This window comes from Burkholderia sp. 9120 (assembly GCF_000745015.1).
Classification (GTDB): Bacteria; Pseudomonadota; Gammaproteobacteria; order Burkholderiales; family Burkholderiaceae; genus Paraburkholderia.
This window is the reverse complement of the sequence record NZ_JQNA01000002.1, coordinates 2,924,499-2,934,822: the sequence shown is the minus strand read 5'-3', so window position 1 is coordinate 2,934,822 and position 10,324 is coordinate 2,924,499. Positions and strand designations below refer to the sequence as shown.

The 10,324-nt window shown below is 59.5% G+C and carries 12 protein-coding genes; 1 reads left to right on the top strand and 11 read right to left on the bottom strand.

Annotated elements, in window-relative coordinates; genetic code table 11:
- Positions 1-186: 186 nt before the first annotated feature.
- Positions 187-1,185 carry a porphobilinogen synthase gene (gene hemB, locus FA94_RS21305; protein WP_035554768.1) on the top strand — a complete coding sequence of 333 codons (999 nt, stop codon included), beginning with the start codon at positions 187-189 and terminating at the stop codon, positions 1,183-1,185.
- Positions 1,186-1,394: 209 nt separating this feature from the next.
- Here hemB and FA94_RS39215 read toward each other — a convergent pair whose 3' ends face one another.
- The 11 genes from FA94_RS39215 to secY form a co-directional block, all read right to left on the bottom strand.
- Entirely contained in the window at positions 1,395-2,687 is a 1,293-nt protein-coding gene (locus FA94_RS39215; RefSeq protein WP_035554766.1) for a PDZ domain-containing protein, read from the bottom strand.
- Positions 2,688-2,910: 223 nt separating this feature from the next.
- On the bottom strand, positions 2,911-4,782 hold the full coding sequence (dsbD, locus tag FA94_RS21295; RefSeq protein ID WP_035554765.1) for a protein-disulfide reductase DsbD: 1,872 nt from the start codon (positions 4,780-4,782) through the stop codon (positions 2,911-2,913).
- Complete coding sequence (gene cutA, locus FA94_RS21290; RefSeq protein WP_035554763.1) at positions 4,775-5,107, bottom strand: divalent-cation tolerance protein CutA; 333 nt, start codon at positions 5,105-5,107, stop codon at positions 4,775-4,777. Before cutA ends, dsbD begins: the two co-directional genes overlap by 8 nt.
- 190 nt (positions 5,108-5,297) lie before the next feature.
- Positions 5,298-5,690 carry a 50S ribosomal protein L17 gene (gene rplQ, locus FA94_RS21285; RefSeq protein WP_035554761.1) on the bottom strand — a complete coding sequence of 131 codons (393 nt, stop codon included), beginning with the start codon at positions 5,688-5,690 and terminating at the stop codon, positions 5,298-5,300.
- Positions 5,691-5,859: 169 nt separating this feature from the next.
- Positions 5,860-6,837, bottom strand: coding sequence for a DNA-directed RNA polymerase subunit alpha (locus tag FA94_RS21280; protein ID WP_006052226.1), 978 nt, complete (start codon positions 6,835-6,837; stop codon positions 5,860-5,862).
- Between the two features lie 124 nt (positions 6,838-6,961).
- Positions 6,962-7,585, bottom strand: a complete 624-nt coding sequence (gene rpsD / locus FA94_RS21275; protein WP_035554759.1) for a 30S ribosomal protein S4 — start codon at positions 7,583-7,585, stop codon at positions 6,962-6,964.
- A 147-nt stretch (positions 7,586-7,732) separates the two neighbouring features.
- Positions 7,733-8,137 (bottom strand): 30S ribosomal protein S11, encoded by a 405-nt coding sequence (rpsK, locus tag FA94_RS21270; RefSeq protein ID WP_006052224.1) that lies wholly within the window; start codon positions 8,135-8,137, stop codon positions 7,733-7,735.
- A gap of 28 nt (positions 8,138-8,165) precedes the next feature.
- Positions 8,166-8,531: a 30S ribosomal protein S13 gene (gene rpsM / locus FA94_RS21265; protein ID WP_012434566.1), complete on the bottom strand. Its 366-nt coding sequence runs from the start codon at positions 8,529-8,531 to the stop codon at positions 8,166-8,168.
- Between the two features lie 42 nt (positions 8,532-8,573).
- On the bottom strand, positions 8,574-8,690 hold the full coding sequence (gene rpmJ / locus FA94_RS21260) for a 50S ribosomal protein L36 (RefSeq protein ID WP_004199844.1): 117 nt from the start codon (positions 8,688-8,690) through the stop codon (positions 8,574-8,576).
- A gap of 20 nt (positions 8,691-8,710) precedes the next feature.
- Positions 8,711-8,929, bottom strand: coding sequence for a translation initiation factor IF-1 (gene infA, locus FA94_RS21255; RefSeq protein WP_004521905.1), 219 nt, complete (start codon positions 8,927-8,929; stop codon positions 8,711-8,713).
- Positions 8,930-8,937: 8 nt separating this feature from the next.
- Positions 8,938-10,284, bottom strand: coding sequence for a preprotein translocase subunit SecY (gene secY / locus FA94_RS21250; protein ID WP_035554756.1), 1,347 nt, complete (start codon positions 10,282-10,284; stop codon positions 8,938-8,940).
- Positions 10,285-10,324: the final 40 nt, after the last annotated feature.

Below are 10,324 nucleotides of genomic sequence, written 5' to 3'. Positions count from 1 at the left end.
GCTTTAACGGCGGGTCAAACAGCCTAATCGAAAAAACGACAGGCACCCGCTCAGGGAGGAGAAGCGGGGAGGTCAGCGCATGGCGCCTTGCTCGATCGGTATGATATACCATTGTCTCGAAAAGTTTCCGGGAGCGGAGGCAGGCGTTACTTGCCCACTCCACACATCCACGATCTTCGAGTCGATATGAGCTTTTATCCGCACTACCGTCCGCGCCGCATGCGCCGTGACGATTTCTCGCGTCGCCTGATGCGGGAAAACATCCTCACCACCAACGACCTGATCTACCCCGTGTTTGTCGTCGAAGGCACCAACGTGCGGCAAGCCGTACCGTCGATGCCGGGCGTCGAGCGCGTGTCCGTCGATCTGCTGATGGCCGTCGCCGCAGAATGCGTTGAGCTGGGCGTGCCCGTGCTGTCGCTGTTTCCGGCGATCGAACCCACGCTGAAAACGCCGGACGGCCGCGAAGCGACCAATGCTGCCGGTTTGATTCCGCGCGCGGTTCGCGAACTGAAGAAGCGCTTCCCCGAGCTGGGCGTGTTGACCGACGTGGCGCTCGATCCGTACACGAGCCACGGCCAGGACGGCGTGCTCGACGAAAACGGCTACGTGATCAACGACGAAACCGTCGAGATCCTCGTCGAACAGGCGCGTGTGCAGGCTGAAGCGGGCGTCGATATCGTCGCGCCGTCGGACATGATGGACGGGCGTATCGGCGCCATCCGCGAAATGCTCGAGAGCGAAGACCATGTCCATACGCGGATCATGGCTTACGCGGCCAAGTTCGCCTCGGCGTTTTACGGCCCGTTCCGCGACGCCGTCGGTTCCGCCACGAACCTGGGCAAGAGCAACAAGATGACTTACCAGATGGACCCGGCCAATTCGAATGAAGCGCTGCGCGAAGTGCAAGCGGACATCAACGAAGGCGCGGACATGGTGATGGTCAAGCCGGGTATGCCGTATCTGGATATCGTGCGTCGCGTGAAGGACGAGTTCCAGTTTCCGACGTACGTGTATCAGGTGAGCGGCGAGTACGCGATGCTGAAGGCGGCCGCGCAGAACGGCTGGCTCGATCACGACAAGGCGATGATGGAATCGCTGCTGGCGTTCAAGCGCGCTGGCGCCGACGGCGTGCTGACGTATTTCGCGCTGGATGCCGCCAAGATTTTGCGCTCGCAGAAGTGAGTTGATGCGCTGCGCTTTGGGGCGTGAGGTAAGGCGGTGAAAAGAACGGAGGCGCGACTTTAAGGTCGTGTCTCCGTTTTTTTTATGGGGTTCTTGCGGGTGGCGAGAGAGGCGACCGCCGTGGGTGCCGTGGGTGCTACGGTGCCGCTGCAGCGAGGCGCTTGCCGTTGGTCGTGCGCGGGCTTCTTCGCCCAACCCCGATGCCCGTTTTAGTCAGCCTCCACCACGATCGCTTTGCGCTCGACACTCAATTCCAGTTGTTTGGTCTCCCGCTCGATTCCCAGCTTCACAGTGGTAGCCGGCTGACCTCGAATCAACGCGGTGATCTGCTCGAGCGACATCGCCGCCGTGGACTGGCCGTCGATGCTCGTGATGCGATCGCCAGCCTTCACGCCGGCAAGTTGTGCCGGCGCGCCGGGAATCACTGCGCGCACCAGCGCGCCCGTGTCGCTCACCGGCTTGGAAATGCCAATCCCGATGCCAACCAGCGATAGCGTCGCCGCCGGCAGACGCAGCCATTTGTCGGGCATACCCCTGTCGCAGTTGGTACACCGCAGCGAGCCGTCCGCCTCACGCTGGAAGCGAAACAGCGGCTTCGCAGTCGACGCGCATCCCCGTGCCTGCGACGTATCACGCAGCACCAGGCCATGCTCGCTCTGGCAGGCACGCAACGTATTGGGCATGGCGGGCAACTGCGAACCGACCAGAATGCCGAATGACACGTAGGCAATATCGCCCTTCACCACCACCGCCGGCTGCGCGGGTTCGAGCAGTTGCCCTTTGCGCCAGGCGTCCCACGCCGTTTTCAGATCCGGATAGAGCGACGCCACGTAGGTGCCGTTCAACGGGCCATTCGGATTCGTGGCGTGTTCGCGTAATCCGGGCGGCAGGACGATGCTCGGCAGGTATCGCGGCGCGGCGTCCTCGCCTCGCAACTGGCCATTGCTAAACGTGAGCATGAACAACTTGCCGTCACGTTCGGCGAGGGCTTGCCCTGATTCGTCGAAATCGCCGATCGCGTCGTAGCTCGGAGACTTTGCCGGACGGCCATCGCTCTGGACGAAACTGATTCGATCGTCTTTACCCACCTGAATCAGGCCGATGGCGTCGAGCGTGCCGGTTTTAACGCTTTGATACGCGAACGGCAGCACGACTGTGCCCGTTTTCGCGTCCAGCAATCCGTATTGCGAGCCGAGCCGGGCTTCGGCGAGATCGGGGAAATTATCGTGTTGTTCGATTTCCAGATCGTCATAGCCGGTGGCATTGAGGGACTTACCGTTCTGGTAGAGGTAGTACTTGCCGTCGCGCTGGATCACTTCAGACGTGGAAGTGGTTGCGGATGGAGTTGCACTTTGCGGCTCGGTTGATTCGCTTGCGGCGAAAACGTGAGACGTGAACAGCGCTTGCGTCAGCAGAAGGGTGCCGATCAGAGTCCCGGCGGCTTTGGATGAGTTCTCGAAGCGGTTGTCACGCTTGGCGTTGTTCGTCTTCGTCGGTCGCACCGGTTCGTCCTTTTTTAGGGTGACGCAGTTGCTTTCTTTTGCTGACGTGCTGACGTGCTGACGTGCTCAGATTCTGCGTGATGCGGCTGCGCCTGGACAGAATTCACGGAAACGACACGCGAGTCGAATTGGGCTACGCGGCGGGCAACTCAGCACCCGGGCGTGTCGCCGCCACGCCGGCTACGCCACGGCTCGGGCACGCATAAAGCTCAACCAATCCCGCTCACGCTCCCGGCGCGCTCGCCCGGTCCAAACTACGCAAGAACTTATCCGCGGACTCGTACCCAACCACCCGCAGCACTTCCTTCCCGCCCTGATCGAAGAAAATGATGCCGGGCGGTCCGAACAGGCTGAAACGCTTGAGCAGCATTTGATCGTCCGCATTGTTCGCCGTAACGTCGGCGCGCAGCAGATTCATCTGTTTCAATTTCGCCTGCACACGCGGGTCGCTGAAGGTGAACTTCTCCATCTCCTTGCAGCTGACACACCAGTCCGCATAGAAATCGAGCATGGCGGGTTGAGCGGCCGTTTTGACGGCCTGGTCAAGCTCCGTTGATGAACGGACTGTCGCAAACGTCAGATCGTCCTGCGCCGCCGTACCGGGCTTATTGGCGGCATTAGCGACAGACGCCCCCTGGCCGCGTGCGGCCAACACCGCAAGCGGCCGCAGCGGATCGGACGATCCGGCCGCCAGACCGACCAGCAGCACCGCGGCCCAGATGGCAAGCGCCGCACCGAAACCCCGGCCCAAGCGACGCCAGACCGACACCTCAACGCCCGGCGCCGAGAACAACCCGAGTGACGCAGCGGCAATCAGCAGCCAGAGCGCGCTCAACAGCATGGTCGCGGTCGCGCCGAGCACCGGCCAGACGATCCACAGCGCTGCCGCGAGCAGCACCACGCCAAAGAAGACCTTGACGCCGTCCATCCACGCGCCCGCACGCGGTAACAGCGTGCCGGCGCCCAGCCCAAGGATCAGCAACGGCACGCCGAGTCCGAGGCCCATAGAGAACAGTGCAGCGCCGCCAAGCACGGCGTCGCCGGTATGTGCGATAAACGCGAGCACGGCAAACAGCGGCGCTGTCATACAGGCCCCAACGACCAGTGCCGACAACGCCCCCATCACAGCGACCGCGACGAACTTGCCGCCGGAACGTCCCGTCGATGCGCGCGACACACCGTCCTGCCAACGCTGCGGCAACGCGATATCGAAGCCCGCGATCAGCGTCAGCGCGAAAATCGTCAGCAGAACGCCGAACGCGCCGAGCACCCACGGATTCTGCAACCACGCGCCGAGACTCTGGCCGACCATCGCGGCGGCGACGCCCAGCGCGGTGTACACAAGCGCCATACCGATCACATACGCCAGCGACAAAGCAAAACCGCGGGCACGCGTCACCCGCGCGCCTTCTCCGATGATGATCGCAGACAGGATCGGAATCATCGGATACGAACACGGCAGCAAGCTGAGCACCGCGCCGGCGACGAAATAGAGCCCGATGATCGCGAAGAACCCACCGCCTTGCAGCAGCGACTGCGCATAGTCGGCGCTCGTGGCGCGCTCATACCAAGGCGCGCCGGCAGCCGGCGATTGCTGCGCGGCGGCAGGAGCCGGTGTGCTCACGGCTGCCTGCAAAGCATCGCCGCTGACGTGGTAGACGCGCTCCATCGGCGGATAGCAAATGCCGGCATCGGCGCAGCCTTGCGACGTCACGGCCAGATCAAAAGGGCCGCTGGCCTGCTTGATCGGGATGCGGATCGTCAGTTCGTTACGATACGTCTCGACATTCTTGTTGAAGGTCTGATCGAACTTCACGTGACCAGCGGGCAGTTGCGGCTCGCCGATCGTGGTCGTGCCGTTGCGGGTCGCGAAGGCGAAGCGCTCGCGGTACATGTAGTAGCCGTCCGCGATCTTGTAGGTCACGTCGACTTCGCCCGGTTTCTCCGTCGCGCTGAATTTGAAGGCAACCGCGGGGTCCAGAAAGTCGTCCGCGGCACGGGCGAGCGTGCCGAACTGCGCGAGTAAGAGGCTGGCGAGCAGCAGAAATACGGTGCGCAGCGCTGCGCGCGCACGTCGGTCAAGACCGTTAAACATGGAGGGGACGTTGGGTTTCAGCGGTGATCCACTGGCCGTACGCGGCGGATGCCGTCGCTTGCCACGAGAGGATTTCCGGCGTGTCGTAGGGATGATGCGTGTGAATGTATTGCTCAAGCTCCAACGCACGTGCGGAGCTGGTCTTGAACAGCAACTGGATCTCTTGCGCAGTCTCGATCGTGCCCTGCCAGTGATAGCTGGACTGCACGGCGCCTAGCTGCGTGACGCACGCGCATAACCGCGCGGCCAGCGCATCCGTAGCAAGTTTCTGAGCGACGGCCGCATCCGGAACCGTGGTCAGAATCAAGGTCACACTCAGGCTCACAACAGACTCCGGCGACGCACGATTCAGGTGCCGTTATCGTATCACCTAGCCCCATGCTCCCGCAGACGAGACCACGGCAAACAGACGACCTCGGGCGTTTTGTCGCGGCGGATATTTATCGAGCTCGCTTTCGGCTCCCAAAAACAAAAAAGCCAGGCTAGATGCCTGGCTTTTCTTTGGTGCTAAAAGCTTACTCAGCTTCTTGCACTTCGACTTCTTCAACTTCCGGACGGTCGAGCAGTTCGACCAGTGCCATCGGCGCATTGTCGCCATTGCGGAAGCCGAACTTCAGCACGCGCAGGTAGCCGCCCGGACGGGTAGCGTAACGCGGGCCCAGAACTTCGAACAGCTTCGTGACCGAGTCACGATCGCGCAGGCGGTTGAACGCCAGACGACGATTTGCCAGCGACGGCTTCTTGCCGAGCGTGATCAGCGGCTCGACAACTTTACGGAGTTCTTTTGCCTTCGGCAGCGTAGTCTTGATGACTTCGTGCGCGATCAGCGAGTTGGACATATTACGGAGCATTGCCAGACGGTGGCTGCTCGTGCGGTTCAGTTTCCGCAAACCATGACGGTGACGCATGTTAATTCCTTCGATTCAGAGTTTTGGTCCAGCTCTTCTATCGCACTCGATTCACCAGGAGGTGTGAGTGCACGGGCCGGTAGTAAAAAAAGACAAGACGCGGATTTTAAAGGAAAATCCGCGTCTTTGCCAGTGCAGCAGCGGGTTCTGTCCCGGTATGACTCTCGACTTACTTGTCCAGACCTGCCGGCGGCCAGTTTTCGAGCTTCATGCCAAGCGTCAAACCACGCGACGCCAGTACTTCCTTGATTTCGTTCAACGACTTGCGACCCAGATTCGGGGTCTTGAGCAGTTCGTTTTCCGTGCGCTGGATCAGATCGCCGATGTAGTAAATGTTCTCAGCCTTCAGGCAGTTCGCGGAACGAACCGTCAGTTCGAGATCATCGACCGGACGCAGCAGGATCGGATCGATCTGCGGCGCACGCGACGGCGCTTCCGCCGTTGCTTCGGTGCCTTCCAGAGCAGCAAACACCGACAGTTGATCAACCAGAATGCGAGCCGATTGACGGATCGCTTCTTCCGGCGAGATCACACCGTTCGTTTCGATGTTCATCACGAGCTTGTCGAGGTCGGTACGCTGCTCGACGCGAGCGCTTTCAACGGCGTAACTCACACGGCGAACCGGCGAGAACGACGCGTCCAGCACGATACGGCCGATGATCTTGGCCGACTCTTCGCCATAACGACGCACATTGCCCGGCACATAGCCGCGGCCCTTTTCGACCTTGATCTGAACGTCAAGCTTACCGCCCTTCGACAGATGCGCAATCACGTGATCCGGGTTGATCACTTCGCAATCGTGTGCGAGTTCGATGTCGCCAGCGGTGACAACGCCTTCGCCTTCCTTGCGCAGCGTAACCGTCACTTCGTCACGGTTATGCAGCTTGAAGACCACGCCCTTCAGGTTCAACAACAGGTTGACCACATCCTCTTGCACACCGTCGAGCGTCGAATACTCATGTACGACGCCTGCGATCGTCACTTCGGTCGGCGCGTAGCCGATCATCGACGACAACAGCACGCGCCGAAGCGCGTTACCCAAGGTGTGGCCGTAACCGCGTTCAAACGGTTCCATGACCACTTTCGCATGGCTCTCGCCAAGCGATTCAACTGCGATGATCTTGGGCTTCAACAAACTGGTTTGCATAGGTTTTCCTTTTCAATACCCTCGGCTCGTTACACCGATAAGGCTGACCGGTAACAACCTGAAAATAAACAGCCGAGACGCCCCCTTGCGCAACGCAATCGGGGTGCCCCGGCCATTAATCCGATTACCGCGAATACAATTCGACGATCAGGCTTTCGTTGATATCGCCAGCGATGTCGCTGCGTTCCGGCTTCGACTTGAACGTGCCTTCGAACTTCTTCGAATCCACAGCGACCCAGCTCGGCAGACCGCCTTGCTCAGCCAGCGACAGCGCTTCGAGAATACGCGCTTGCTTCTTCTTCTGTTCGCGCACGGCAACGACGTCGCCTGCCTTCACTTGCATCGACGGGATGTTCGACACGACGCCGTTCACCGTGATCGCCTTGTGGCCGACCAGCTGACGCGCTTCAGCACGCGTCGAGCCGAAGCCCATGCGATACACGACGTTGTCCAGACGCGATTCGAGCAACTGCAGCAGGTTTTCACCCGTGTTGCCCTTCAGGCGGTCCGCTTCAGCGAAGTAACGACGGAATTGACGCTCAAGAACGCCGTAGATGCGCTTCACTTTTTGCTTTTCGCGCAACTGCGTACCGTAGTCGGACGTGCGTGCACCCGAGGTGCGGCCGTGCTGGCCGGGCTTGCTGTCGAGCTTGCACTTGTCAGCGAGCGAACGACGGGCGCTCTTCAGGAAGAGGTCAGTGCCTTCACGGCGGGACAGCTTGGCCTTAGGGCCGATATAACGTGCCACGTTGATTCCTTCTATGATTAATCACGCAGGTGCTCGCACTTGCGCTAGTTCGAACCCTTTGGGTCGAACGGTGGGCTTAGTCAATTCAATAGCACAAGCGGCCTGCCGCCGCGCAGGGCGGCAACAGGCGCTTGTAAAATCGGCGTCTTAGATACGACGACGCTTCGGCGGACGGCAGCCGTTGTGCGGGACCGGAGTCACGTCGGAGATCGCGGTGATCTTGATGCCAAGACCATGCAACGCGCGCACCGCCGACTCACGGCCAGGACCGGGGCCCTTGATCCGCACTTCGAGGTTCTTCACGCCGTATTCCATCGCCACGCGGCCTGCCGATTCGGCTGCCACCTGAGCTGCAAACGGGGTCGATTTACGCGAACCCTTGAAGCCCTGACCACCCGACGTTGCCCAAGCAAGTGCATTGCCTTGACGATCGGTGATCGTGATGATGGTGTTGTTGAACGACGCGTGAACGTGAACCACGCCCTCGGCGACGTTCTTCTTGACCTTCTTGCGAACGCGTTGCGCCGCGGAGTTGTTCGAAGCCTTAGCCATTACGTTTTCCTGTAACTGTCAGTTCCGCTTACTTCTTCAGCGATTGCGCTGCACGACGCGGACCCTTGCGCGTACGGGCATTCGTACGCGTACGTTGGCCGCGCAGGGGCAAGCCCTTACGATGCCGCACGCCACGGTAGCAGCCGAGATCCATCAGGCGCTTGATGTTCATCGTCGTTTCACGGCGCAGATCGCCTTCAACGATGAACTTGCCGACTTCTTCACGCAGCTTTTCGAGGTCTGCGTCGTTCAGGTCTTTGACCTTCTTCGAAAATGCCACACCAGCAGCGACGCAAATGTCGCGCGAGCGCGTGCGGCCGACACCGTAAATAGCCGTCAGGCCGATTTCGGTATGCTGGTGATTCGGGATGTTAACCCCTGCGATACGAGCCATTGTTTTTCCTCAAACAAAAAGCGCTAGCAAAAAGCGCGGCGTTCAGCCTTGACGCTGTTTGTGGCGCGGATCAGAGCTGCAAATCACGCGCACAACGCCTTTGCGCTTGATGATCTTGCAATTGCGGCAAATGCGCTTAACCGATGCCATCACTTTCATGATATTACCCTTTTTTCAAATCACTTCGCCCGGAACACGATCCGCGCACGCGACAGATCGTAAGGCGTCAATTCAACCGTCACCTTGTCGCCCGGCAAGATTCGGATGTAGTGCATCCGCATCTTGCCGGATATGTGTCCCAATACGACATGGCCGTTTTCCAGCTTCACCCTGAAGGTAGCGTTAGGCAGGTTTTCGATGACTTCACCCTGCATCTGGATAACATCGTCTTTGGCCATAAGTCCTTTCAACGCATCGGGACGCCGCCGCCTTTGAAATTAGCTTTCTTCAGCAGCGATTCATACTGTTGCGACATAACGTACGACTGCACCTGCGCCATGAAATCCATTGTGACGACGACAATGATCAGCAGCGACGTTCCACCAAAATAAAACGGCACGTTCCAGCGCAGTACCAGAAACTCGGGCAGCAGACAAACAAAAACGATATAGATCGCACCGGCCAGCGTCAGACGCGTCAAGATGCGGTCGATGTATCGCGCCGTTTGATCGCCCGGGCGGATGCCAGGGACGAAAGCGCCACTCTTCTTCAGGTTGTCGGCCGTTTCTCTGCTGTTAAACACCAATGCGGTGTAGAAGAAACAGAAGAAGACGATCGCCAACGCGTACAACAACACGTACACGGGTTGGCCTGGCTTAAGAGCTTCGGCCACGTTATGCAACGTGTCTGCGAACCAGCTGGTACGCGACCCCGAACTAAACCAGTTCAGGATGGTTGCCGGGAAGAGAATGATCGACGATGCAAAGATCGGCGGAATCACGCCCGACATGTTCAACTTCAGCGGCAGATGTGAAGACTGTCCGCCGTAAATCTTGTTGCCGACTTGCCGCTTCGCGTAGTTCACAAGAATCTTGCGCTGGCCGCGTTCAATGAACACCACCAGATACGTCACTGCAGCAATCAGCGCGACCACGATAATCGCCGAGATGATGCTCATCGAGCCGGTTCGCACCAGTTCGAAAAGACCACCGATCGCGTTCGGGAAGCCCGCCGCAATACCGCCGAAAATGATGATCGAGATACCGTTGCCAAGCCCGCGCTCCGTGATCTGCTCACCCAGCCACATCAGGAACATCGTGCCAGTCACCAGCGTCACGACCGTCGTCAAACGAAACACCATCCCCGGATCGATCACCAGGCCCGGCTGATTTTCCAGTGCGACGGCAATGCCAAATGCCTGGAACGTCGCCAGCAGAACTGTGAAGATACGCGTGTACTGCGTAATCTTCCGCTGTCCCGCCTGCCCTTCCTTTTTTAGCGCTTCCAACTGCGGCGACACAATCGCCAGCAGCTGCATGATGATCGACGCCGAAATGTACGGCATGATCCCCAGCGCAAAAATCGTGAACCGCGAAAGCGCACCACCCGAAAACATGTTGAACATGCCAAGGATGCCGCCCGACTGGCTTTGGAACAACTTTGCCAGTTGGTCCGGGTCAATACCCGGCACCGGAATATGCGCGCCGATACGATAGACGATCAACGCCAGCAGCAAAAACACTGCTCGCCGACGCAGATCGCCAAACTTCGCCGCGCCGCGACCGGGTTTTGCGAGACTCGGGCTGTTAGCCAAGTACCTTCTCCGATGCTAATGCTAGTGACGGCAAAATCGA